The 21,998-nt window shown below is 73.5% G+C and carries 18 protein-coding genes; 11 read left to right on the top strand and 7 right to left on the bottom strand.

Annotated features, from left to right (window positions below):
• Window positions 1-86: 86 nt before the first annotated feature.
• Both AC4H2S_RS01285 and fbaA read left to right on the top strand, forming a co-directional pair.
• Complete coding sequence (locus tag AC4H2S_RS01285; protein ID WP_491495836.1) at window positions 87-743, top strand: TrmH family RNA methyltransferase; 657 nt, start codon at window positions 87-89, stop codon at window positions 741-743.
• 326 nt (window positions 744-1,069) lie between these two features.
• Window positions 1,070-2,104, top strand: a complete 1,035-nt coding sequence (gene fbaA, locus AC4H2S_RS01280) for a class II fructose-bisphosphate aldolase (RefSeq protein ID WP_491495142.1) — start codon at window positions 1,070-1,072, stop codon at window positions 2,102-2,104.
• Between the two features lie 81 nt (window positions 2,105-2,185).
• Here fbaA and AC4H2S_RS01275 read toward each other — a convergent pair whose 3' ends face one another.
• From AC4H2S_RS01275 to lysS, 4 genes are all read right to left on the bottom strand, one after another.
• Entirely contained in the window at window positions 2,186-2,932 is a 747-nt protein-coding gene (locus AC4H2S_RS01275; protein WP_491495141.1) for an HAD family hydrolase, read from the bottom strand.
• A gap of 10 nt (window positions 2,933-2,942) precedes the next feature.
• Window positions 2,943-3,365: a DUF3151 domain-containing protein gene (locus tag AC4H2S_RS01270; protein WP_491495140.1), complete on the bottom strand. Its 423-nt coding sequence runs from the start codon at window positions 3,363-3,365 to the stop codon at window positions 2,943-2,945.
• Window positions 3,366-3,571: 206 nt separating this feature from the next.
• Window positions 3,572-4,621, bottom strand: coding sequence for a hypothetical protein (locus AC4H2S_RS01265; RefSeq protein WP_491495139.1), 1,050 nt, complete (start codon window positions 4,619-4,621; stop codon window positions 3,572-3,574).
• A gap of 198 nt (window positions 4,622-4,819) precedes the next feature.
• A complete protein-coding gene (gene lysS / locus AC4H2S_RS01260; RefSeq protein WP_491495138.1) occupies window positions 4,820-6,532 on the bottom strand; it encodes a lysine--tRNA ligase in 1,713 nt (570 codons plus the stop codon).
• 377 nt (window positions 6,533-6,909) lie between these two features.
• On the opposite strand from lysS, the gene AC4H2S_RS01255 reads away from it, so the two are divergent.
• Entirely contained in the window at window positions 6,910-7,899 is a 990-nt protein-coding gene (locus AC4H2S_RS01255; RefSeq protein ID WP_491495137.1) for a helix-turn-helix transcriptional regulator, read from the top strand.
• Between the two features lie 10 nt (window positions 7,900-7,909).
• Here AC4H2S_RS01255 and AC4H2S_RS01250 read toward each other — a convergent pair whose 3' ends face one another.
• Complete coding sequence (locus tag AC4H2S_RS01250; protein WP_491495136.1) at window positions 7,910-8,824, bottom strand: diacylglycerol/lipid kinase family protein; 915 nt, start codon at window positions 8,822-8,824, stop codon at window positions 7,910-7,912.
• Between the two features lie 111 nt (window positions 8,825-8,935).
• Here AC4H2S_RS01250 and AC4H2S_RS01245 point away from each other — a divergent pair, with 111 nt between their 5' ends.
• Window positions 8,936-10,219, top strand: coding sequence for an adenylosuccinate synthase (locus tag AC4H2S_RS01245; protein WP_491495135.1), 1,284 nt, complete (start codon window positions 8,936-8,938; stop codon window positions 10,217-10,219).
• A 21-nt stretch (window positions 10,220-10,240) separates the two neighbouring features.
• Here the strand turns inward: AC4H2S_RS01245 and AC4H2S_RS01240 are convergent, their stop codons facing one another.
• On the bottom strand, window positions 10,241-12,340 hold the full coding sequence (locus tag AC4H2S_RS01240) for a serine/threonine-protein kinase (protein WP_491495134.1): 2,100 nt from the start codon (window positions 12,338-12,340) through the stop codon (window positions 10,241-10,243).
• A 94-nt stretch (window positions 12,341-12,434) separates the two neighbouring features.
• On the opposite strand from AC4H2S_RS01240, the gene purD reads away from it, so the two are divergent.
• Window positions 12,435-13,703, top strand: a complete 1,269-nt coding sequence (gene purD / locus AC4H2S_RS01235; RefSeq protein ID WP_491495133.1) for a phosphoribosylamine--glycine ligase — start codon at window positions 12,435-12,437, stop codon at window positions 13,701-13,703.
• Window positions 13,704-13,769: 66 nt separating this feature from the next.
• Window positions 13,770-15,188, top strand: coding sequence for an adenylosuccinate lyase (gene purB / locus AC4H2S_RS01230; RefSeq protein WP_491495132.1), 1,419 nt, complete (start codon window positions 13,770-13,772; stop codon window positions 15,186-15,188).
• 85 nt (window positions 15,189-15,273) lie between these two features.
• Here purB and AC4H2S_RS01225 read toward each other — a convergent pair whose 3' ends face one another.
• A complete protein-coding gene (locus AC4H2S_RS01225) occupies window positions 15,274-16,725 on the bottom strand; it encodes an MFS transporter (RefSeq protein WP_491495131.1) in 1,452 nt (483 codons plus the stop codon).
• Window positions 16,726-16,846: 121 nt separating this feature from the next.
• Here AC4H2S_RS01225 and AC4H2S_RS01220 point away from each other — a divergent pair, with 121 nt between their 5' ends.
• The 5 genes from AC4H2S_RS01220 to AC4H2S_RS01200 all read left to right on the top strand — a co-directional run bounded on the left by AC4H2S_RS01220 (window position 16,847) and on the right by AC4H2S_RS01200 (window position 21,995).
• Window positions 16,847-17,116 (top strand): acylphosphatase, encoded by a 270-nt coding sequence (locus AC4H2S_RS01220; RefSeq protein WP_491495130.1) that lies wholly within the window; start codon window positions 16,847-16,849, stop codon window positions 17,114-17,116.
• 150 nt (window positions 17,117-17,266) lie between these two features.
• Window positions 17,267-17,815 (top strand): antibiotic biosynthesis monooxygenase, encoded by a 549-nt coding sequence (locus tag AC4H2S_RS01215; RefSeq protein WP_491495129.1) that lies wholly within the window; start codon window positions 17,267-17,269, stop codon window positions 17,813-17,815.
• A gap of 97 nt (window positions 17,816-17,912) precedes the next feature.
• On the top strand, window positions 17,913-19,301 hold the full coding sequence (locus AC4H2S_RS01210) for a serine hydrolase domain-containing protein (RefSeq protein ID WP_491495128.1): 1,389 nt from the start codon (window positions 17,913-17,915) through the stop codon (window positions 19,299-19,301).
• 47 nt (window positions 19,302-19,348) lie between these two features.
• Entirely contained in the window at window positions 19,349-20,974 is a 1,626-nt protein-coding gene (locus AC4H2S_RS01205; protein ID WP_491495127.1) for an ABC transporter substrate-binding protein, read from the top strand.
• 4 nt (window positions 20,975-20,978) lie between these two features.
• A complete protein-coding gene (locus tag AC4H2S_RS01200; protein WP_491495126.1) occupies window positions 20,979-21,995 on the top strand; it encodes an ABC transporter permease in 1,017 nt (338 codons plus the stop codon).
• Window positions 21,996-21,998: the final 3 nt, after the last annotated feature.

The following is a 21,998-nucleotide window of genomic DNA, read 5'->3' as shown; positions in this document are numbered from 1 at the left end:
CCGCGACCTCCGGCTTCGGCGAGGCTGCCTAGGGTGCTGCCATGCAGGACGAGGACCGGGCGCTCGAGCGGGCGCCGTACGACCCGATGCCGCACGGTCCGCCCGAGGTGGGGGTGGGCCCGTGGGAGGGGCCGTGGCCCGAGGGCGAGCAGTGGGACCCCGACCTGCTGCGTGAGGGCGATCGCCGCAACGTGGTCGACCGCTACCGCTACTGGACCCTCGAGGCGATCGTCGCCGACCTCGACACGCGGCGCCACGACTTCCACGTCGCCATCGAGAACTGGCAGCACGACTTCAACATCGGCACGATCGTGCGCACCGCCAACGCCTTCCTCGCCGCCGAGGTCCACATCGTCGGCAACCGTCGCTGGAACCGGCGCGGTGCGATGGTCACCGACCGCTACCAGCACGTCCGGCACCACCCGGACGCGGAGAGCCTGGCGGCCTACCTCCACTCCCTCCCCGCCGAGCGGGGCGGGCCCGTGCGGCTGCTCGGCATCGACAACCTGCCGGGCTCGCTCCACCTCGAGACGATGGAGCTGCCCCGCCGGGTGTGCTTCCTGTTCGGACAGGAGGGCCCGGGGCTGTCCGAGGCGGCGCGGGAGGTGTGCGACGGCACGTTCTCCATCGCCCAGTTCGGCTCGACCCGCTCGATCAACGCCAGCGCTGCGGCGGCCATCGCGATGCACAGCTGGGTGCGCGAGTACGCCGACCTCGCCGGCGCCGACGCCTGGCGCGGGTGAGCGTCGGACGACGTCGCGTACGCGTCTCCCCAGGCCGCCGACCGGGCCCGGGATGTCCCCACGACACCCCGGACCCGTCTCGCCTCCCAAGGTCTGGATTGCCGGTTGTGCCCGGCAGACCCGCGTGGCGGTGACCCGCCGCTGCGAGCCGGTCCACGTCTCAACCTAGGCGGGCCCCAGGGGTGTCGACCAGCCCCCGTGAGGGTGGAGCCGAATGGCCCACCCGCCGGTCGGCACGTGGGACGAATGGTGGCCCCGGATCGGACTCGCGGGTAGCCACTAGGGTTGGAAGCGCCTGCCTGACCCGCTCCAGAGGAGATCTCCAGATGCCCATCGCCACGCCCGAGGTGTACGCCCAGATGCTGGATGCCGCGAAGGAGAGGTCCTTCGCCTACCCGGCCATCAACGTGTCGTCCTCCCAGACCCTCAACGCCGCGCTCAAGGGCTTCGCCGATGCCGGCTCCGACGGCATCATCCAGGTGTCCACCGGTGGCGCCGAGTACCTCTCGGGCCCGTCGGTGAAGGACATGGTCACCGGGTCCGTGGCGTTCGCCGCCTACGCCGCCGAGGTCGCGAAGAACTACCCGGTCAACATCGCCCTGCACACCGACCACTGCCCCGAGGGCAAGCTCGACGGCTTCGTCCGCCCGCTGCTCGACATCTCCGCCGAGCGCGTCGCCCGTGGCGAGGCGCCGCTGTTCCAGTCGCACATGTGGGACGGCTCCGCGGTGCCGCTGGAGGAGAACCTCCGCATCGCCGAGGAGCTGCTCGCCAAGTGCGCCGCGGCCCACATCATCCTCGAGATCGAGGTGGGCGTCGTCGGCGGCGAGGAGGACGGCGTCGCCAACGAGATCAACGACCAGCTCTACACCACGCCCGAGGACGCCATCGCCACGGTGAAGGCCCTGGGCTCCGGCGAGCGGGGTCGCTACCTGACCGCGCTGACCTTCGGCAACGTGCACGGCGTCTACAAGCCCGGCAACGTCAAGCTGCGCCCGGAGATCCTCAAGACCGCGCAGGAGGCCGCTGCGTCCGAGCTCGGCCTCGGCGCCGACGCCCGCCCCTTCGACCTCGTCTTCCACGGCGGCTCGGGCTCGACCGCCCAGGAGATCAGCGACGCCGTCGACTTCGGCGTGGTGAAGATGAACGTCGACACCGACACCCAGTACGCCTTCACCCGCCCCGTCGCGGGCCACATGTTCGCCAACTACGACGGCGTGCTCAAGGTCGACGGCGAGGTCGGCAACAAGAAGGCCTACGACCCGCGCGCCTGGGGCAAGGCCGCCGAGGCCGGGATGGCCGCGCGTGTCGTCGAGGCCTGCGAGCACCTGCGCTCCGCCGGCACGTCGCTCGGCCGCTGAGGCACTGAGGGTCCGCCCGCCGGAGCGTCGTACGCCTGACGCGCCGGCGGGCGATGGCCCGCCGCGCCTGGCGCTCCGTGCTCAGCCGGCGTCGGGCCCGAGCATCCGCAGGACGTCGTCGGCACTCAGGTGGGCGACCGGCATGACGAGGGCGTCGACCTGGGCGGCGAACGCGCCGTCCCGCGCCTCGGCCCTCAGGGCGCGCATCCGGTCGTCGCGCTCGACCTCCGGGGCGCCCGGCATGAACCACACGCACCGCAGCCCGGCGCGGACCGCCGACTGCACGCCCACCGCGGAGTCCTCGACGGCGACCACCCGGGAGGCCGGCAGCCCCATCTCGCGCAGCGTGAGGACGTAGACGAGCGGGTCGGGCTTGCCCCGGGGGAGGTCGATGGCCGAGGTCCGGATCGGGATCGCGTCCCCCAGCCCCAGCACGTCGAGGGCCGCGTCGATGAACGGCAGCGCCGACGACGACGCCACGGCGAGCCGGACGCCGCGCCTGTGGAGCGCGTGGGCGAGCTCGACGGCCTCCGGGATCGGGACGGGGTCGGCGGCGAAGTCGGCGGAGACCCAGTCGATCACCGCGTGGACGACCTGCCGGGCCTCGGCGGCGTCGAGCGCCGGGTCGAGGGCGAGGTCGGCCAGGATCGCGGCGACGGTGTCGGGCACCCGGCCGCCCTCGAACCGTGCCATGTCCTCCGGGCGGAGGTCGTGGCTGCCGTGGCCGCGCGTCTCGAGGACCTGCGAGAGGCCGATCGAGAACCCGCGCGCCCACGACGGCTCGGAGTCGACCAGGGTGCCGTCGAGGTCGAGGACCACGCCGGCCACGAGCCCGCCCTCAGAGGAGCTCGTCGGCCGCCGTCGGGCTGGAGTCGCGGAGGAAGGTCGCGCAGCGATCCCACTCCTCGGTCTCGCCGATGGCACGGGCGGCCAGGGCGAGGAGGGCGAGCGAGCGCAGGAAGCCGCGGTTGGGCTCGTGCTCCCACGGCACCGGGCCGTGGCCCTTCCAGCCGTTGCGGCGCAGCTGGTCGAGCGAGCGGTGGTAGCCGACGCGGGCGTAGGCGTAGACCGTGACGTCGTCGGCGCCCGCGTCGCGGGCCTGCTGGGCCAGGGCGGCCCACGCGGTCGGTGACGCCGGGTGACGGCGTACGACGGCCGCCGGGGCGTCGCCGCCCGCGAGCTCGGCGTCGGCGGGGTCGGCGGGGAGGTGGGTGGGCGGGGGACCGGCCATCAGGTCGCCGCCGAAGGGTCCGGAGGTCATGGGGGCAACCCTAGGACCGCCCCCGCCGCGCCCCGGCTGTGCCCCGCCCCCCGGCTGCGCTCGTGCCGCCCCGCCCGTCCGCCCCGCCCCCATGCGCCACCGGTAGTGCCGCGGTTGCCCGGCTCAAGCGGATCCGTCCCCGCTCAACACGTCGTATCCGACGTGTCCAGCGGGGACGAGGGTGGTCCAGCGGTGCCGAGCCACGGTCAGGCGGCGTGGCTCTCCGCCGTCCACAGGGTGCCGTCGCGCCGCCTGGGGTGGTCGTCGGCGAATCGCCGCAGGTGCGGCGGGAGCTCGCGGCCGAAACGCGCTGCGGTGACGGCGTACTCCCTGCGGAGCCGGGCGAGCGCACGGTCGCGGGCCTGGCCGAAGCAGTCCGCCCATACGATGCTGGAGACGCCGAAGCCCTCCGCGCTGATCGCGACCTGTCGCGCCTTCTCCTTCCACAGCACCTGGTCGGCCGGTTGGGTCGCAACGCCGCCCCGCTCGACCGGGACGAGCTTGAGCATGCCGTGGCACTCGAAGATGTGGCGTCCCACCCGGATGTCGCACCAGACGACCCGCCCGTCGGCCAGGTGTACGGCGAACTGCGTCTCGACCTCACCGATGTTGAGCTCGCGGACCAGCTGGCGCCCGAGGGTCTCCAGGACGCTCTCGGCTCCCGCGTCGGAGGCGGCGACGGCCGCGCGGGCGCGCGCGATGTGCGGGTGGTTGCCCATGCGTGCGAGCTCTGCGACCAGATCGGCGAGCGGTACGCCCTTCCCGCGGACTGCGTCGACGGCGACCAGCCCCGGCAGGAAGCCATGGAGCCGGCCGATGTCGATGGCGGTGCGGGCGTACGACGTCACCAACAGGCCGTCCACGACCTCGACGCACAGCGGCAGGAGGTCGCGGTGCCGGACGATGCCGCTGTTGGTGCGGTTGCCGCGCGGCCCCGTGTGCGTGAGGTGGGTGGCGGCGATCGCCGGCGCGAGCGTGTCGATCTCGAGGAAACGCGCTGCCGAGTCGTGGCTCAGGACCGCCTGGCGGCGCGCCACGAGCAGCGCGGCCCGGTCCTTGAGCATCCAGCGCGCCCGATGGTCGGCGTCCTCGACCAGCAGCCTCTCGCAGTAGACGCCGGTGCGGACCGCGATCCACGGACCGTCGGGACGGACGGCGGCGTCGATCTCACGCCGGGTGTAGCCGGACCGGAGCGCCTGCTGGCGGGTGAACAGCCCGTCCTGACGTCGGGCATGGGCTCGCAACGAATCTCGCATGACGCTGACAATGTGCCGACGCGACCGCCGTCGCCACCGACTCCGGTCAGGCCTGTGGACGAGCGGCCGGACGTGGTAGCTGTGGACGGCGTACGGACTGGTGGCGCTGGGCACGTCCCGTCCCCGCCAGGACACCCGGATCCGCGTGGTTGAGCGGGGACGTCACCGCTTGAGCTGCCCCCGGACGCGAGCCCGAGGTCAGGCGCCGAGCAGCTGCCGCACCTTGGCCGGGCCGAGGGCGAGCACCAGGGTGGGCAGGCGGGGGCCGCGGTCGGCGTCGACGAGGAGGTTGTAGAGGAGGCGGAAGAAGTCCTTCTGGTCGGCCTTCACCTGGTCGGTGGGGGCGTCGGCGAAGCCCAGGCCGCGGGCGACCTTGGGCACGCCGTAGACCACGGAGGTGACCGCCTCGAGGTCGCCGTCGTCGGGCAGCCGGTCGAGGAAGATCCGCAGCCACAGCTGCTCGTCCTCGCTCAGCGAGGCCAGGCGCTCGGTGTCGGGCGACTCGCGGACGGTGGTGCGCTCGTCGGCGGGCACGTGCTCGCGCGTCCACTGCATCGCCTTGGTCAGCCGGGGCTCGAGGTCGGCGACCGACTCGTGCGGGTAGCCCGAGGACTCGATGATCCGGGAGATGAGCTCGGCCGACCCGGCGGTGACGTCGGCGACCGAGGACAGGGTGCGGAAGGGGACCACCACGGCGGGGGTGGGCAACCGCCCGGCGGACGCCGTCTCGGAGGCGCGGTGCCAGGCCAGCGTCGCGACGTCGGCCTTGGCGGGGTCGGCGGCCTTGCGGCCCAGGGCGTCCCACTCGTCGTAGAGCCGCACGACGGACGCGCCGAAGTCGATGTCGAAGGCCTGCGTCGGCGCACGGCGGACGTAGAGCCAGCGCAGCATCGGGGCCTCCAGGATGCGCAGCGCGTCGGTCGCCGTCGGCACGCCGCCTGCCGACGACGACATCTTCTGCACCCCGGCGAAGCCGACGAACGCGTAGATGACCCGGGCCGGCGCGCGCCAGTCGAAGATCGTGGACACGATCTCGGTGCCGACGGTGTAGGACGAGCCGGGCGTCATGTGGTCGCGGCCGGCGGGCTCGAAGTCGACCTTCTCGAACGCCCAGCGCATCGGCCAGTCGACCTTCCACACGAGCTTGCCGTCGGTGTCGGTGGACAGGTCGGTCGTGCCTTCGAAGCCGCAGGAGGAGCAGGTGTAGGTCAGCGTCGTGGTGGCGTCGTCGTAGGCCGTGGTGGTGACGGTGTCGCGACCGCACTCGCGGCAGTAGGGGCGGTAGGGGAAGCGGGCGATCGCAGCGCCGGAGCCGGACGGCTCGCTGTCCTCGTTGGCGACGGAGTCGGCGAGGTCGGCGGCCTCCTGCGCGGAGGCGTCCTCGCCGGCGGTGACCTTCTTGGTGCGGTGCCGGGCGAGCACCGCCTCGATCTCGTCGCGGCGCGAGACCGCCTCCAGGACCTGCTCGCGGTAGGCGCCGGAGGTGTACATCTGCGTCTGGGAGATCTCCTCCATCTCGACCCCGAGGTCGCGCAGCGCCGCCTGGAGCGGTGCCTTGAAGTGCGCGGCCCAGCTGTCGTGGCACTCCCACGGGTCGGGCACGGCGGTCAGCGGGCGCCCGATGTGGTCGGCCCACTCGGCCGGCACGCCGGCCGGCACCTTGCGGAACCGGTCGAAGTCGTCCCAGGAGTGCAGGTGGCGCACCGGGACCCCGCGGCGCCGCAGCTCCTCGGCGACGAAGTGCGGGGTGATGAACTCCCGGAGGTTGCCCAGGTGGATCGGCCCGCTGGGGGAGGCGCCGGACGCCACGGTCACCAGGTTGCCCTCGCCGGCGTGGCGTACGGCGTCGTCCGCCGCACGCGTCACCCAGTCGACCGGTTCGCCCCCGCCTTGACGTCCACTTCGTGCCATGTGGCAAGGCTATCGGTGGCCCGGCGGGGCCACCGACGGGCGCCACCGAGCGGCCACCGGCCGGCCGGCGCGCGAGCCCGACGTGGCCCTCCGAGGGCTCCGTCGACGGGTCGGCGCCTGCGGATCCGTCCTCGCCCCGTCTCCACCATCGGCCAACGGGAGCGCCACAACTCATCGACGCGACGTCCACGGATCGGCCACAACGCACGGGTCGACGGCGCATCGGTCGGCGCCGGAGCCGTCCCCCGTGGCGGCTCCGACGCCTTGCTCCGAGGAGCCGTGCGGCCGCACACCCCCGCGGCGGCCAGCGTGTCAAGTATGTGTTGGCCGGTCCGTGCCACACGGCTCCGGAGTGCCGATGGCACTAAACTGCCACCATGCCCGGTGACCCGTCCTCCGTCCTCGTGGCGCTCGGTCTCGAGCGTCGCGCCGAGCAGCTCTACTTCCGGGTGGCGCCGGTCTCCGGCCACACGGTGGACCGTGTGGCCCAGGTGGTGCAGGCACGACCCGACCAGCTGCTGCGCGACCTCGCCCCGCTCATCGAGCGCGGGCTCGTGGTGGTGGCCGACGGCCGCGTCGTGGTGCCGTCGCTCGCGGAGGCGGTCTCCGAGCTGGTGCTGCGCGAGGCGCGTACGGCCGCGTCGTCGGCCGGCAAGCTGGCCGAGCTCTCCCTCGCGGTGCCCCACCTGGTCGCCGCCGCCGCCCGCCCCGAGCGGCACCACGTCTCGGACGTCCAGCCCCTCGACGGCGAGCTCAGCTCGGGCGGCGACCCGCTCGAGCTGCTGGAGGTCATGATGCGCACCAGCCGCGGCGACATGCTGTGGCTGCGTCCCGACGCCTGGGCGATGCCGCGCGAGTCGAAGGTGAGCGAGATCCTCGGCGAGGCGATGTCCACGGGGCGGCGCTCCCGCGCGATCTACCCGGCGCGCGCGCTGACCGAGGCCCCCGACGCCCTCCGGGTGCGCGCGTCCCTGGGCGAGCAGGTGCGGATCCTGTCGGAGGTGCCCACCCGGATGTTCATCTTCGGTGACACCCACGCGGTGCTGCCCGAGCCGATCGGCTTCACCGACGACCCGCGGGTGCACGTCCGCCAGCGCTCGATCGTCGGCGCGCTGACGATGTGGTTCGAGTCGCTGTGGGCCCGCGCCGCCCCGATGCGTGAGCTCGAGACGGGCAAGGTGAGCCCGGACGGGCGGCAGTTCCTGCTGGAGCAGCTGATGGCGGGCTCGACCGACGAGGTGATCGCCCGCAAGCTCGGCATCGGCCTGCGCACCGTCCGCCGTCGGGTCGCCGCCCTGATGACCGAGCTCGGGGTGGACACGCGCTTCCAGGCCGGCGTCGAGGCGGTGCGGCGGGGCTGGCTCTGAGTCGCCGGCGTCAGCGGGGCAGGATCATCGTGTAGGCGCCACGCTCGAGGCGCCAGCTGCGGGTGCGCTCCGGGCCGGAGATCTCTCCGTCGGCCGAGAGCCAGAACTCGTCGCCGCTGACCTTGACCGACTTGCCCCGCAGGGTGAGCACGTCGTCGCGCTCGTCGTGCTCGCCCTTGCGCAGTCGCAGGACGTAGCCAAGCTTGGCGCTCGGTCCGACCGCGCGGCTGACCATCACGTCGAGGAGGCCGTCCTCGGTGTCGGCGTCGGGGTTGACGTCGGTGCCGCCGCCGACCTTGGCGCCGTTGCCGATGGCGACCATCAGCACGGGCCGGTCGACGTCGTTGACGACCTCTCCGTCGACCTCGACGTGCAGGCGCCAGGCGGGCGGGTGGAACGCCGAGAGCAGCGCCCCGAGGGGGTAGCCGAGCTTGCCCAGGTTGGCCTTGCCCACCCCGACGGCGCCCAGCCGCGACTTCCACTTGTGGCCCTTGCGGCTGGCCTGCGCGCCGACGCCGACGTGCACGTTGTTGACCACGACGTTGCCGGTCTCGTCGACGATGAGGTCGACCGGGCGGGGCTCGCCGGAGAGCACCAGGCGCGCCGCGTCCTCGATGTCGAGCGGGATGTCGTTGCCGCGGGCGAAGTCGTTGCCGGTGCCCATCGGCAGCAGGGCGAGGGTCGCCTGCTCGAGCTCGCGGCGCTTGTGGAGCGCGGTCACGACCGCGTGGAGGCTGCCGTCGCCGCCGGCCACCACGACCGTACGTCCGCCCGCACGGTGGAGCACGCCGTCGAGCTCGCCGGGGTTGGAGGTCTTGGCGACCTCGACCGACGCCTTGTCCCGCAGGACGTCGAGGGCCTGGGCCAACCGCGCCTCGTCCGAGGTGCCGGCCTCGGCGTTGGTGATGACGAGGAGGGAGCGCACGACCGGACCCTAGCCGACGCCCGTGCGGTAGCGTGGCGTCGCAAGAGCCCCGGTGCCTTGTGCCGGGGCTCGGTGCATTTCCAGTGATGCCGAAGACAGAGGAGGGCTGAGATGCCCGCGATCGTCGTGCTCGGCGCCCAGTGGGGCGACGAGGGCAAGGGGAAGGCCACGGACCTGCTGGCCACCACGGACCCGATCGACTTCGTGGTCCGCACCAGCGGCGGCCACAACGCCGGTCACACCATCGTGATCGACGGAGAGAAGTACGCCACCCACCTGCTGCCCAGCGGCATCCTCACGCCCGGGGCCACCTCCGTCATCGCCAACGGCGTCGTGGTCTCGCCGGAGGCGCTCTTCCGCGAGCTCGACGGCCTGCTCGAGCGCGGGGTCGAGGTCGCCGACCTCAAGGTCAGCGCCAACGCCCACGTGATCGCGAGCTATCACGCCACCATCGACAAGGTGACCGAGCGGTTCCTCGGCAAGAACCAGATCGGCACCACCGGGCGCGGCATCGGGCCCGCCTACGCCGACAAGATCACCCGCGTCGGGATCCGCGTCGCCGACCTCTTCGACGAGAAGATCCTGCGGGAGAAGATCGAGGCCGCGCTCGACGTGCGCAACCACCTCCTCACCAAGGTCTACAACCGCCGCGCGATCGAGGTCGACGTGGTCGTCGAGGAGCTGCTCTCCTACGCCGACCGGCTCCGGCCGATGGTGTGCGACACCTCGCTGCTGCTCAACCAGGCGCTCGACGCCGGCCAGACGGTGCTCTTCGAGGGCGCCCAGGCCACGATGCTCGACGTCGACCACGGCACCTACCCGTTCGTCACCTCGTCCAACCCGGTCGCCGGCGGCGTGTGCGTCGGTGCCGGCATCGGCCCCACCCGCATCGACCGGGTGATCGGCGTGATCAAGGCCTACACCACCCGCGTCGGCTCCGGCCCGTTCCCGACCGAGCTCTTCGACGACGACGGCATCCAGCTCCAGACCCTCGGCGGCGAGATCGGCGTCTCCACCGGCCGCACCCGCCGCTGCGGCTGGTACGACGCCGTCGTGGCGCGCTACGCCAGCCGGGTCAACGGCCTCACCGAGTTCTTCCTCACCAAGCTCGACATCCTCGGGTCGTGGGACCGGATCCCGGTCTGCGTGGCCTACGAGGTCGACGGCGAGCGCGTGGAGGAGATGCCGATGACGCAGACCGAGTTCCACCACGCGAAGCCGGTCTACGAGTTCTTCGACGGCTGGAACAGCGACATCTCCGGCTGCCGCTCCTTCGACGAGCTGCCCACCAACGCCCAGCGCTACGTCCAGGCGCTCGAGGAGATCTCGGGCGCGCCGATCTGGGGCGTCGGGGTGGGCCCCGGTCGCGAGCAGACCCTCGTCGTGCACGGCTGACCCGACGCCCAGCGGGGCGGGTCACTCGCGGGCGACGAGGCTCGCGCCCTCCCCCTCGCAGCCGTCGGTGGTGCAGGGCACCTCGCCCCAGGCGACCGGCTCCTGCAGGGAGTCGCCGTCGGAGAGGTAGACCTCGACCCGGGCGGTCCCGGCGTCGTCGTCGTAGGTGTGGAGGCGGACGACGTCCTCGTCGCCGTCCCCGTCGACGTCGGAGCCGGCCACGTCGAGGTAGGGGAAGTCGGGGCCGCCGCTCGTCGGCGCGACCAGCTCCTGCGGCGTGCCGAAGCTGCCGTTGACGAAGCGCTGGACCGCGACCGTCGCGCCGTACTCGTCCTCGCCCCACCGGTCGGTGATCAGGTGCACCAGCTCGTCGGCGCCGTCACCGTCGATGTCCGCCGCGGTGTAGTCGGCCACGCCGTAGCGGCCGTCCTCGATGCGGGTGGTCGGTGACTTGCGGAACCGCTCGCCGGTGCTGAGCAGCACCCGGAACCGGACGCCGACCGCACCGCCGCCGTTGACCACCCGGGCGGCGAGGTCGTCGCGGCCGTCGCCGTCGAAGTCGCCGATCGCGAACAGGTCGTCCTCGTTGGCGCGGCCCCCGCGGGAGGCGTACTCCACGGGCTCGTCGAAGCCCTCGCCGGTGGAGCGGGCGACCGAGACCACCATGAGCTTCTCGCCGCGGTTGCGGGTGAGCAGCAGGTCGTCGCGGCCGTCGCCGTCGAAGTCGCCGACGCCGTAGAAGCCGTAGTCGGTGCGCCACCGGAACGTCTGCTGCGACAGCTCCTCGACACCGTCGCCGGTGCCCCGCCAGACCGTGGCCGTGACCTCCGTGTCGTCGTCGCTCTCGACGACCTGCACCAGGTCGGGACGCCCGTCGCCGTCGACGTCGCCGATCTTCGGCCGCTCGAGCGTCCCGGCGTCCTCGACCGCCTCGCCCAGTGCGGTGCCGTTGGAGGCGAGCAGCACGGCCGGCAGCGGCTCGAGGCCGTCGCGCCACACGGAGCGGGCGACCCGCACGTCCCCCAGCCCGTCGGCGTCCCAGTCGCCGGCGACCGGGTCGGCGATGGCGCCGGGGCCGTCGGCAGCGGCGTCGGACGAGGCGTCCGCGTCGGCGTCGTCGTCGAGCGCCCGCACGGCGAGGGTGCCGCCGACCACCGCGACCAGGGCCAGTGCCGCGGCCGCGACCACGGCGGTCGTACGGCGTCCGCGGGCGGGCGGTGCGGTGTCGCGCGCCTCCTCGAGCGGAGCGGGGCCCGGCTCGGGGGTCGCGCCGCCGGGGGAGAGCGCGGCCTGCGGCAGCCGGGACAGTGCGACCAGGTCGCTGCGCAGCTCGCCGGCGGAGGCGTGGCGCTCGGCCGGGTCCTTGGCCATGGCGCGCGCGAGCACGCGGTTGAGCTCGACCGTCGCCGCGTCGGTGCCCGGCAGCTGCGGCACCGGCTCGTTGACGTGGGCGACCGCCATCTCCACGTCGGAGCCGACGTAGGGGGCGCGGCCCGTGACGCACGCGTGGAGCAGGCACCCGAGCGCGTAGACGTCGCTGGCGGGGGTGGCCGGGGCGCCGTGCGCGCGCTCGGGGGCGAGGTAGGCCCAGCTTCCGGCCACGCCGCCGGCGCGGGTGAGTCCGTCCCCGCCCGTGGCGGCCTGGGCGATGCCGAAGTCGCCGAGGTAGACGAACGGCTCGGTGGCGTCGGGGTCGCGGACGAGCACGTTGGCGGGCTTGACGTCGCGGTGGACGATGCCGGCCGCGTGGGCGTCGTGCAGGGCCTCGGCGACCTGGGCGCAGATCATCGCGGCGAGCTGGACGGGCACCGGACCGCGCCGCTTGAGCTGGGTGCCGAGGTCGCCGCCGGCGACGTACTGCATCGCGAGGAAGGGCGTGCCGTCGACGACGCCGTGGTCGAAGATCGTGGTGATGTGGGGGGAGTCGAGGCGGGCCAGGGTCTCGGCCTCGCGGTCGAACCGGGCGAGGAACTCCTCGTCGCCGGTGAGGTGCGGCGACATCACCTTGAGCGCCACTCGCCGCTGGAGCTGGGTGTCGAGGGCCAGGTGCACCACCCCCATCCCGCCCGCGCCGATCTTCCGCTCGATCTCGTACCGGCCGAACCTGTCCCCAGGACGCACGCGCACCCGACTCCTCTGTCTCGTCTGTCTCGTCTGCTGACCCACCGTGCCTGCCCGGTGGGGCCGACTCCAAACCTCGCTAGGGTCGGCGTCCGTGAAGACCCTCGTCATCGGGACCGGCGGGCGCGAGCACGCCCTCGCGCTCTCCCTCGCCGCCGACCCGGCCGTGACCGAGGTGCACGCCGCGCCCGGCAACCCCGGCATCGGCGAGGTCGCCACCCTGCACCCCGTCGACCCGATGGACGGCCCCGCCGTCGCCGGGCTCGCCGTCTCCGTCGGCGCCGACCTCGTCGTCGTGGGCCCCGAGGCGCCGCTCGTCGCCGGGGTCGCCGACGCCGTGCGCGAGGCGGGGATCGCGGTCTTCGGGCCCTCCCGCGCGGCCGCCCTGCTCGAGGGGTCGAAGGCCTTCTCCAAGGAGGTCATGGCCGCCGCGGGCGTGCCGACCGCAGGCTCGCGCACCTGCACGACGCCCGAGGAGGTCGCCGCGGCGCTCGACGCGTTCGGGGCGCCCCACGTCGTCAAGGACGACGCGCTGGCCGCGGGCAAGGGGGTGGTCGTCACCCTCGACCGCGACGAGGCGCTCGCGCACGCGGCTGAGTGCGAGCGCGTGGTCGTCGAGGAGTTCCTCGACGGCCCGGAGTTCTCGGTGTTCGTGGTCTGCGACGGCAGCGTCGGCCGCCCGCTGCTGCCGGCCCAGGACTTCAAGCGCATCTTCGACGGAGGGCGCGGCCCCAACACCGGCGGCATGGGCTCGTACGCACCGCTGACGTGGTTGCCCGACGGCGTCGTCGACTCGGTGATGGCCGACGTCGTCGCGCCCACGCTGGCGGAGATGCAGCGTCGCGGCGCGCCGTTCGTGGGGTGCCTCTACGTCGGGCTCGCGCTGACCGCCACCGGCCCCCGGGTCATCGAGTTCAACTGCCGCTTCGGCGACCCCGACGTGCAGCCGGTGCTTGCCCTGCTGACCTCCCCGCTCGGCAGTCTGCTGCGCGCCGCTGCCGTCGGCGACCTCGCGTCGGTGCCGGCCCCGACCTTCGCTGACGGCGCCTGCGTCTCGGTGGTGATGGCGAGCGCCGGCTACCCCGAGGGGTCCAGCGCGGGCGACGTCATCGTCGGCACGGAGACGCTGGCGGTCGAGGACGACGTCGACGTCATCCACGCCGGCACCGCCCGCACCGACGCGGGCCTGGTGACCGCCGGCGGTCGGGTGCTCGCCGTCCGGGCGACCGGCTCCGACGTCGCCGACGCCCGCGCGAAGGCGTACGAGGGCATCGCGTCGATCAGCTTCCCGGGCGCGCAGTGGCGACGCGACATCGCCGCCGAGCCGCTCGGCGTCGTCGAGGGCGCTGCCGCCCGTGCCTGAGCCCTTCGCCGCGGGGCGTGGTCCGGTGGGGAACGGCCGGGGCCGCGGATGGGAGGATGGGTGCCCGTGAGCGTCCCCAACGTCCTGGCCACCCGCTACGCCGGCGCCGATCTCGCCGAGATCTGGTCCCCCGAGCACAAGATCGTCCTCGAGCGGCAGCTGTGGGTCGCGGTGCTCAAGGCCCAGCGCGACCTCGGCGTCGCGGTCCCCGACGGCGTCGTCGAGGACTACGAGGCGGTCGTCGACACCGTCGACCTCGACTCGATCGCCGCCCGCGAGCGGGTCACCCGTCACGACGTCAAGGCGCGGATCGAGGAGTTCTCCGCCCTCGCCGGCCACGAGCACATCCACAAGGGGATGACCTCGCGCGACCTGACCGAGAACGTCGAGCAGCTGCAGGTACGCCGCTCGCTCGAGGTGGTGCGCGACCGGGCCGTCGCCGCGCTGGTGCGCCTGGGCCGGCTCGCCGTGGAGCACGAGACGACCGTGATGGCCGGCCGCTCGCACAACGTCGCCGCCCAGGCGACCACCCTCGGCAAGCGCTTCGCCACCGTCGCCGACGAGATGCTGATCGCCGTCCAGCGCATCGAGGAGCTCCTCGCCCGCTACCCGCTGCGCGGCATCAAGGGCCCGATGGGCACCGCCCAGGACATGCTCGACCTCCTCGACGGCGACGCCGACCGGCTCGACGAGCTCGAGCGGCGGGTGGCGGGGCACCTCGGCTTCGACCACGTGCTGACCAGCGTCGGCCAGGTCTACCCGCGCTCGCTCGACTTCGATGTCGTCTCGGCGCTGGTGCAGCTGGTCAGCGGGCCCTCCAACCTCGCCACCACCGTGCGGCTGATGGCCGGCCACGAGCTGGTCACCGAGGGCTTCAAGGAGGGCCAGGTCGGCTCGTCGGCGATGCCGCACAAGATGAACACCCGCTCGTGCGAGCGGGTCAACGGCCTCGCCGTCATCGTCCGAGGGCACCTGTCGATGGTCAGCGAGCTCGCCGGCGACCAGTGGAACGAGGGCGACGTCTCCTGCTCGGTCGTGCGCCGCGTCGCGCTGCCCGACGCGTTCTTCGCCACCGACGGCCTCTTCCAGACCTTCCTCACCGTGCTCGACGAGTTCGGCGCGTTCCCGGCGGTCATCCAGCGCGAGCTCGACCGCTACCTGCCGTTCCTCACCACGACCAAGGTGCTGATGGCCGCCGTGCGCAACGGCGTCGGCCGCGAGGCTGCGCACGAGGCGATCAAGGAGGCCGCCGTCGGCACCGCGCTCGCGATGCGCGCCGGGCAGTCCGAGAACGATGTATTCGCCAAGCTGGCCGCCGACGAGCGGCTCGGCCTGACCCGCGAGCAGATCGACGCGCTGGTCGCCGACCCGATCGAGTTCACCGGCGCCGCCGTGGCCCAGACCCGTGCGGTCGTCGCCCGGATCGAGGCGCTCGCGGCCGCCCACCCCGACGCGGCGGCGTACGTGCCGGGCGCGATCCTCTGACACCACGCAGGCAGTTCGCGCCGCCAGGGCGGCACGCCACGCTCGGCGCGGCTGCTGCGCTCTCCAACTGCCTGCACGGTGGTGCTCAGTCGCCGCGGCGCCAGGACAGCACGGCGGCCGCGAAGGCCGCCGACAGCACGACGAGCGCGGCCACCAGGGCCGCGCGCGCGGCGACCGGGGCGGACGCGACCGTCCCCACGGCCTGGTAGACCGTCATCAGCAGCGCGGCGCCGAGCGCCGAGCCGATCCGCTGGCCGGTCTGCAGCGCCCCGCCCGCCGCCCCGCCCATCTGCGGCGGCACCTCGGCGAGGGTCAGGGTGAAGTTGGGGGAGATGACCCCGCCGCCTCCGACGCCGGCGAGGAACATCGCCGGTGCGAGGGTCCACCACAGCGTGTCGCTGGGCGAGGTCACCAGCCACGCCGCCAGCGCGGTGCCGGTCATCATCACGCCCAGCGCGACAAGGGTCACCCGCCGGCCGAGGCGGCCGACCAGGTTGCCCGCGAGCGGGGAGGTGAGGGCGGAGCCGGCGGCGAACGGCGTCATCAGCAGGGCGGCCTGCAGCGGGGAGAACCCCTCGCCCTCCTGCAGGTGCACCGACAGCACCAGGAAGATGCCGGTGAAGCCGGTGAAGTAGAGGGTGCCGACCACCAGGCCGTTGGCGTAGCCGGGGAGCCCGCGCAGCAGCGACACGTCGAGCAGCGGCGGGCGCTCGAGGCGTACGGTCCGCGCCTCCCACCGCACGAACCCCCACGCGAGCGGCGGGAAGGCGAGCAGCACCAGCAGCGCGAGCCCGGCCCCGCCCTCGAGGCTGATCAGCGGGTAGAGCACCGCCAGGACGGCCAGGCCGAGCAGGGTCGCGCCGACGACGTCGATGCGCGGGTCCTTGGGCGTGGCCTCCGGGCCGGCGCCGACGTCGTTGTCGGGCACCAGGCGGCGGATCAGCACCAGCGCGACCAGGCCGATCGGCACGTTGATGAGGAACAACGAGCGCCAGCCCTCGTCCTCGCCGAGCAGGCCGATCAGCGCGCCGCCGATCAGCGGTCCGGTCGCCGAGGCCACCGCGACGGTGAAGCCGAACATGCCGAACGCGCGGCCGCGCTCGGCGCCGCGGAACAGCTGCTGGATCAGCCCGGAGTTCTGCGGGGTGAGCAGGCCGGCGCTGGCGCCCTGGACCAGCCGGGCGACGATGATGGCGGCGGCGTTGGGCGCGAGCCCCACCGCGGCGCTGGAGACGATGAAGCCGATCAGGCCGATCGTCATCATCCGCCGGCGACCGTGGGCGTCGCCGAGCCGGCCGCCGGCGACCAGCGTCATGCCGAAGGCCAGCGCGTAGCCCGAGACCACCCACTGGATGGTGGCGGCCGAGGTGTCGAGCCCCGACCTGATCGACGGCACCGCGACGTTGACGATCGTGACGTCGAGCAGCGACATGAAGCCGACGACGAGGGACACCGCGAGGACGCGCCAGCGCCGCGGGTCGGGCTGGTACGCCTCCGCGTCGCCGGTGACCGGCTCGGTCTGCTCGTCCTGGGTCATCCGCGTCAGCCTCTCACCCGCTCCCAGCCCTCGGCGTCGCCCGACGGGGCGGGGCGCCCGGGCGGGATGGCCGGGGCAGGATGCGTGCCGGATGCGTGCCGGATGCGTGCAGGATGGAGGCATGAAGGCGGTCCAGGCGCGGGTCAGCGGCACGGTGCAGGGCGTCGCGTTCCGGTGGCACACCCAGGAGCGCGCGCGGCAGCTCGGTGTCTCCGGCTGGGTGCGCAACGAGGTCGACGGGACCGTGCTGGTGCACGCCGAGGGCGAGGACGCCGCCGTCGACGCGCTCGTGAGGTGGTGCCAGCAGGGGCCGCCGTCGGCGCGGGTGCGCGACGTCGCGACCCGGGAGGCGTCGGTGAGCGGAGCGGCGACGTTCGAGGTGACGGGCTGACGCACGCCAGCGTGGCCGGGATCTCGTCGCCGCCGTCTTCTCGCGGTGGCCGCGCCCGCCCGAGACTGGGCCCATGAGCACCCCACGGCGTTCCGCCCCTCCGCTGAGCTTGTCCGGACGCTCCTCCGTACGACGGCACGGGGACCGCGCATGACCGCTCCCGTCACCGTGTCGGTGACGCGCCACGTCGACCCCTCGCGCACGACGGAGATGCTGGCGTGGGTGCAGGCCGGCACCACCCTCGCGGAGCGCTTCGACGGGTTCCTCGGCTCGGGCTGGGTGCGACCGAGCGTGGACTCGACCGACTGGCACATGCTCTACCGCTTCGCCGACAGCGAGTCCCTCGCCGCGTGGGAGGCATCACCGCAGCGGGCCTGGTGGCTCGAGGCGGCGCACGGGACCGTGGAGGAGAAGCGGCGCGAGCGGCGTACGGGCATCGAGGGCTGGTTCGACGAGCCGGCGACGGTCGAGGCGCTGAGTGCCGCTCCCGTGCCGCCGCCGCGCTGGAAGCAGATGGTGGTGATCTTCATGGTGTTCCTCCCGCTCAGCCTGACCGCGAACTTCCTCGCCTCGCGCACGATCCCCGGCTGGCCGCTGGTGCCGCGCGTGGTGCTCGTGACGACGGTGATGACCCCGCTGATGACCTACGTGTTCCTGCCGTGGATGACGCGGCGGATGAGCTGGTGGCTGCACCGCTAGGGAGCGACCCCGCTCTCGTCGGCGCGGACCAAGTCGAGGCGTCGGTCTTGTCCTGATCCACCAACCGGTGGGCGGCCGCCGTTCCTAGCGTGGGCCCATGAGTGATCTGGAACACGTCGGCGAGTGGCTCGAGCTCCACGTGCCGCAGCTGCTGGAGAAGTACGGCGTCCCCTCGGCGTCCTGGGCGGTCCTGCACGACGGCGAGGTCGTCGACGGCGCGAGCGGGATCCTCCACCTCGGCACCGGTGTCGAGTCGACCACCGACGCGATCTACCAGATCGGGTCGATCACCAAGCTCTGGACGAGCAGCCTCGTCATGCAGCTCGTCGACGAGGGACTGGTCGACCTCGAGGCGCCGGTGCGCACCTACGTCGCCGACTTCGTCATCGCCGACGAGGACGCCGCCGCGCGGATCACGGTGCGCCACCTGCTCAGCCACACGGCCGGCTTCGAGGGCGACATCTTCACCGACACCGGCGTGGGGGACGACTGCATCGAGAAGTACGTCGCCACGCTGGCCGACGTGCCGCAGCTGTTCCCCCCGGGGGAGCAGTTCTCCTACAACAACGCCGGCTACTGCCTGCTCGGGCGCCTCGTCGAGGTGGTGCGTGGCACGACGTACGACCAGGCGCTGCGCGAGCACCTCGTGCAGCCGCTCGGGCTGACCCACACCGCGGTCAGCGTCCACGAGGCGATCATGCACCGCGTCGCGATGGGCCACGTCGAGGCCGGTCCGGGGGAGGGCCTGCAGCCGGCGCCGTTCTGGTCGATGGCCCGATCGAACACCCCCGCCGGCACGCTGCTCTCGATGCGGGCACGCGACCTCGTGGAGTTCGCCCGGATGCACCTCTCCGACGGGCGCAACGCCGACGGCGAGCAGGTGCTGGCCCCCGGCACCTCCGCGCGGATGCAGGCCCGCGAGGTGCGCCTGCCCGAGCTCGGCCTGATGGGCTCCTCGTGGGGGCTCGGCTTCGAGCGCTTCGACCTCGACGCCGGGGAGATCGTCGGCCACGACGGCAACACCGTCGGGCAGGGCGCCTTCCTGCGGATGGTGCCCGCGACCGGCACCGCCGTCGCGCTCCTGACCAACGGCGGCGACGTGTTCTCGCTCTACCACGACGTGGTCGGCCACGTGCTGCACGCGCTGGCCGGCACCGAGCTGCCCGCACTGCCGCAGCCGCCGGCCGAACCCCAGCGCATCGACGCCTCGCGCTTCGCGGGCACCTACTCCACCGACCTCTACGACCTCACCGTCAGCCAGGACGACGACGGCCGCATCTGGGTCGACCAGGTCCCCAAGGGGGTCTTCGTCGAGATGGGCGGGCAGGTCGAGCGCACCGAGCTCGTCGCCTACCGCGACGACATGCTCATCCCGATCGAGCCCGACCGCGGCATGTTCATGCCCCACGCCTTCGTCGGCGACGACGGCGAGGGCCGTGCCCTCTACCTCCACCTCGGCCGCGCGGTCCGCCGCGCCGGCGCCTGAGCCGCACCGAGCCCCCGCCCGCCCGCACGAGAGGTCATGAGTCGTCCATGAGCCACCACCCCCGCACCCGCGTCCTCGTCCCCTCGCTCGCGCTGCCGCTCGCCCTCGTCCTCGCCGCCTGCGGTGGCGGCGGGGGCGGCGGTGGCGGTGGCGGCACCGGGGAGGGCGAGGCGGCGTCGTACGTCGACGGCGCCACGTTCACCCTCGGCCTGTCGTCCGACCCGGGCAACCTCGACCCGGTCATGGGGGCGGGCACCTCGCTGTTCACCGTCACCCAGTTCGCCTACGACCCGCTGGTCAGCGTCGACGGGGAGACCGGCGAGATCCGTTCCCAGCTCGCCACCGACTGGAGCGTCGAGGGCACCACGGTCTCGCTCACGCTGGGCGAGGGGATCACCTGCGCCGACGGCACCGAGCTGACCGCGAGCGACGTGGCCGAGAGCCTCGACTACGTCACCGACCCGGCCAACCAGAGCCCGTTCCTCGGCACCTTCGTGCCGGTGGGGGCGAAGGCGAAGGGTGACGACGCGACCCGCACGGTCACCCTCGAGCTCGAGTCGCCCGCGCCGTTCGTGCTCAACGGGCTCGGCAACCTGCCGATCGTGTGCCCGTCGGGCAACGCCGACCGCTCCTCGCTGCGCCAGGCGACGGCCGGCACCGGCCCCTACGAGCTCACCGAGGCGGCGCCCGGCGACCACTACACCTACACGCTGCGCGAGGACTACACGTGGGGCCCGGACGGCGCGAGCACCGATGAGGAGGGCCTGCCGGCCACCGTCGTGGTGCAGGTCGTGGAGAACGAGTCGACCGCCGCCAACCTGCTGCTGTCCAACGGCCTCAACGCCGCCACCGTCACCGGCCCCGACGCCCAGCGCCTCGACGGCTCCGGGATGTTCAGCGCCGCCTCGCCTGCCATCGCCGGCGAGCAGTGGTACAACCACGCCGAGGGTCGCGCGACCGCCGACCCCGACGTGCGGATGGCCCTCACCCAGGCCCTCGACCTCGAGGAGCTGCAGGGCGTGCTGACCTCCGGCGACGGCCGGATGCCGACGGTGCTCGCCGCCAACGAGCCGGTCGCCTGCCCCGGCGACTCCGTCTCCGGATCGCTGCCCGAGCACGACCCCGAGGCCGCGGCGACGCTGCTCGACGAGGCCGGCTGGACCGCGGCCGGCGACGGCGTACGCGCCAAGGACGGCGAGCCGCTCGAGGTCACCTTCCTCTACCAGAACAACCTCGGCAGCAGCGGCGACGCCGCCGCCGAGCTGGCCGTGCAGCAGTGGAAGGACATCGGCGTCGACGCCACCGCGCAGGCGCAGAACGAGACGACGCTCACCGGCACCATCTTCGGCGCGGGCGACTGGGACGTGGCGTGGGTCTCGCTCAACGTGAGCAGCCCCGACCAGCTGGTGCCCTTCCTGTCCGGCCCGGCGGCACCCGACGGCACCAACTTCGCGGCCATCGCCAACCCCGAGTACGAGGACGCCGTCGCCGACGCCTCCGGGCTGACCGGCACCGAGGGCTGCGACGCCTGGCTGGGAGCCGAGTCGGCGCTCATCGCCGCGGCCGACATCGTGCCCTTCGCCCTCACCGACGCCAGGACCTTCGGGGCGGGCGCGGAGTTCGAGGTGCCGGGCCAGCTGCAGCCGCTCTCGATCCGGATGCTGGCCCGGTAGAGCCGTGGCGACGACGTCGACCCCGCTCCCCGCCGACGTGACGCTCGGCGCCACGGCCGGGCCCCGGTGGTGGGAGCAGCCGTGGGTGCGCTTCGCCGCGCGCCGCGCCCTCCGCCTCGTGGTGTCGGTGTGGGTGCTGGTCACGGCGTCGTTCGCGATGATCCACCTCATCCCCGGCGACCCGGTGCGCGGCGCCCTCGGGCCCACGGCGCCCACCGCGCTGGTCGAGGCCAGGCGCGCGGCGCTCGGTCTCGACGACCCGCTGCTCGTGCAGTACGCCCACTACCTGCAGGGCCTCGCCACCGGCGACCTCGGCACGTCGTTGGTCTCCCAGCTCCCGGTGGCCGACGTGGTCGGGCAGCGCCTGCCCGCGACCCTGTGGCTCGCGGTGCTGGCGTTCGCCGCGGCCGTCGCCGTCGCGGTGCCGCTGGGCACGCTGCTCGGCGTGCTCACCCGGCGCGGCCACGGCCGGCGCACCGAGCTCGCCTTCACGACCACCAGCATCGTCGTCGCCACCGTGCCCGACTTCCTCATCGGCGTCGCGCTCGTCTACGTCTTCGGCGTGGAGCTGGGCTGGCTGCCGGTCGCCGGCAACGCCACCCCGGACGCGTACGTCCTGCCCGTGCTCGCGCTCAGCATCGGACCGGCGGCGATGCTCGCCCGGATCGTGCGCGTCGAGATGGTCAACGTGCTGGAGGCCGACTACATCCGCACGGCCCGCGCCAAGCGGCTGCGGCCGCGGCGCATCCACCTCGGCCACGCCCTGCCCAACGCGCTCACCGCCGCGCTCACCGTCGGGGGCCTGCTGCTCGGGTCGATGGTCGCCGGCACCGTGCTGGTGGAGAACGTCTTCGCCTGGCCGGGGCTGGGCAGCACGATCACCGGCTCGATCCTCACCAAGGACTACCCGGTCGTGCAGGCGATCGTCCTCGTCTACGGGCTCGGCGTGCTGCTGGTCAACACCGGTGTCGACGTCGCCCTCGCCCTGCTCGACCCGCGCTCGATGATCCGGGAGGGCTGAGGC

The sequence above is a fragment of the Nocardioides sp. Z13_37 genome, assembly GCF_058355585.1.
Note: the sequence above shows the minus strand (reverse complement) of the source record. Positions and strands in the feature narration are given on the sequence as shown.

Excerpts from the sequence above, each read along its gene's own strand:
- AC4H2S_RS01285 (WP_491495836.1), top strand. The coding sequence starts at position 87 with ATGCCGCACGGTCCGCCCGAGGTGGGGGTGGGCCCGTGGGAGGGGCCG.
- fbaA (WP_491495142.1), top strand. The coding sequence starts at position 1,070 with ATGCCCATCGCCACGCCCGAGGTGTACGCCCAGATGCTGGATGCCGCG.
- AC4H2S_RS01270 (WP_491495140.1), bottom strand. The coding sequence starts at position 3,365 with ATGACCTCCGGACCCTTCGGCGGCGACCTGATGGCCGGTCCCCCGCCC.
- AC4H2S_RS01265 (WP_491495139.1), bottom strand. The coding sequence starts at position 4,621 with ATGCGAGATTCGTTGCGAGCCCATGCCCGACGTCAGGACGGGCTGTTC.
- lysS (WP_491495138.1), bottom strand. The coding sequence starts at position 6,532 with ATGGCACGAAGTGGACGTCAAGGCGGGGGCGAACCGGTCGACTGGGTG.
- AC4H2S_RS01255 (WP_491495137.1), top strand. The coding sequence starts at position 6,910 with ATGCCCGGTGACCCGTCCTCCGTCCTCGTGGCGCTCGGTCTCGAGCGT.
- AC4H2S_RS01245 (WP_491495135.1), top strand. The coding sequence starts at position 8,936 with ATGCCCGCGATCGTCGTGCTCGGCGCCCAGTGGGGCGACGAGGGCAAG.
- AC4H2S_RS01225 (WP_491495131.1), bottom strand. The coding sequence starts at position 16,725 with ATGACCCAGGACGAGCAGACCGAGCCGGTCACCGGCGACGCGGAGGCG.
- AC4H2S_RS01220 (WP_491495130.1), top strand. The coding sequence starts at position 16,847 with ATGAAGGCGGTCCAGGCGCGGGTCAGCGGCACGGTGCAGGGCGTCGCG.
- AC4H2S_RS01215 (WP_491495129.1), top strand. The coding sequence starts at position 17,267 with ATGACCGCTCCCGTCACCGTGTCGGTGACGCGCCACGTCGACCCCTCG.
- AC4H2S_RS01210 (WP_491495128.1), top strand. The coding sequence starts at position 17,913 with ATGAGTGATCTGGAACACGTCGGCGAGTGGCTCGAGCTCCACGTGCCG.
- AC4H2S_RS01205 (WP_491495127.1), top strand. The coding sequence starts at position 19,349 with ATGAGCCACCACCCCCGCACCCGCGTCCTCGTCCCCTCGCTCGCGCTG.